Origin of the sequence: Streptomyces corynorhini (assembly GCF_003346515.1) — a bacterium.
Classification (GTDB): domain Bacteria; phylum Actinomycetota; class Actinomycetes; order Streptomycetales; family Streptomycetaceae; genus Streptomyces; species Streptomyces corynorhini.
On the sequence record NZ_QQNA01000422.1, the window covers coordinates 1 to 1,611 of the forward strand.

Consider the following 1,611-nt stretch of genomic DNA (forward strand, 5'->3'; position numbering starts at 1 on the left):
CCAGCAGTTCAACCTCTTCCCGAACATGAACGTCCTGCGCAATGTCACCGAGGCCCCGGTACGGGTCCTGGGCATGAGCAAGGACGAGGCCGAGGAGCGCGGTCGCGAACTGCTCGACCTGGTCGGCCTCGGCGACCGCTGCGCGGCCAAGCCCACCCAGCTCTCGGGCGGCCAGCAGCAGCGGGTGGCGATCGCCCGCGCGCTGGCGATGCGGCCGCGGATCCTGCTGCTGGACGAGGTCACCTCGGCGCTCGACCCCGAGCTGGTGGCCGGGGTGCTGGACGTGCTGCGGGACATCGCCCACACCACCGACATCACCATGCTCTGCGTCACCCACGAGATGAACTTCGCCCGGGACATCTCGGACGACGTGATGATGTTCGACTCCGGCAAGGTCATCGAGTCCGGCCCGCCCGAGAAAATCTTCACGGACCCGGAGCACGAACGTACTCGTGAGTTTCTCAGCGCGGTGCTCTGAGCCCGTCCGTACCGCCCTGACCTCACATTCTGTTGAAGCAATTATTCCTCTGGCATATGCCAGAGTGGTGCGGCCCAGTACAGCGGCCTGGGCCGCACTCCGGTCCGACGGTCAACAGGGCACCCGTGGCGCACTCTTGGCGGTTATCGTGGACGTGAGCTTGCGGTCACAACCTGCTAGGGGGAACCGTGGTGCTGAAGCCGGAACCGACCGCGCCCTTCCACTCGGTGCGCTATGTGCTGCGTGTCCTGGAGACCGTTTCCAAGTACGGCGGCGGCGTGACCGAGACCCGGATAGCCCGGGAGAGCGGACTGCCGGCCGGACACCTCGCCCCGCTGCTCTCGATGTTGCGGCGCGAGGGATATCTGGAGCGGATCCCGGACGGCGCCTATGTGATCGGGGACTCCCTGGCGCTGCTCGGCTCGGGCGCCGACCGGAGCCGGGCGCCGGCCGACCGGCTCCAGGACCGCCTCGGCGAGCTGCGCGACGCGCTGGGCGCGGCGGTCTACGTCGGCCGCTACGTCAACGGCGAGATCCGGATCACCGAGGTCGCGGACGGCCCGCTCACCCCGGCGGTCAACGAGTACGTGGACTTCCGCGCGACCGGCCACGCCAGCGCGATCGGCAAGTGCCTGCTCGGCCAGCTGGACCACGACGGCCGCAAGGAGCATCTGGCCCGGCACCGGATCGCCCGGTTCACCTCGCGGACGATCACGAGTGAGCGGCTGCTCCTGTCCCGCCTCGACAGCCAGCCACCGGCCATGCCCGTACTCGACCTCCAGGAGTACGCGCTCGGCACGATCTGCGCGGCGGTCCCGCTGACGGCGGGCTCGACCGTCGGCTGTCTGGCGCTCTCCCTCCCGCTGGAACAGATGCACCGCCTGCGCGGGGCGGCCGAGACGCTGAACCGCGGGGCGGCCCCGATGTCGCTGGCGCTGACGATCTAGGGCCTCTCGTTTGGATCATGCCGGCTGGTTCGGAGCACCCCCTGGCGGCGGGTATTATTTTCGAGTCAGCAGGCGCCGCTAGCTCAGTTGGTTAGAGCAGCTGACTCTTAATCAGCGGGTCCGGGGTTCGAGTCCCTGGCGGCGCACCGACGGAGTGGGGCCCCTCGCGGAAGCGAGGGGCCCCAC

2 protein-coding genes and 1 tRNA gene are annotated in these 1,611 nt (G+C 69.1%); all 3 read left to right on the forward strand.

The annotated features are described in order from the left end of the window. Nucleotides 1-478, forward strand: a 478-nt coding sequence (locus tag DVH02_RS33845; RefSeq protein ID WP_147286207.1) for an amino acid ABC transporter ATP-binding protein, incomplete at its 5' end; no start/stop codon positions are given. Nucleotides 479-666: 188 nt separating this feature from the next. After that, nucleotides 667-1,425 (forward strand): IclR family transcriptional regulator, encoded by a 759-nt coding sequence (locus DVH02_RS33850; protein ID WP_114627657.1) that lies wholly within the window; start codon nt 667-669, stop codon nt 1,423-1,425. Between the two features lie 72 nt (nt 1,426-1,497). Beyond that, a tRNA-Lys gene (locus DVH02_RS33855) sits at nt 1,498-1,571 on the forward strand. Nucleotides 1,572-1,611: the final 40 nt, after the last annotated feature.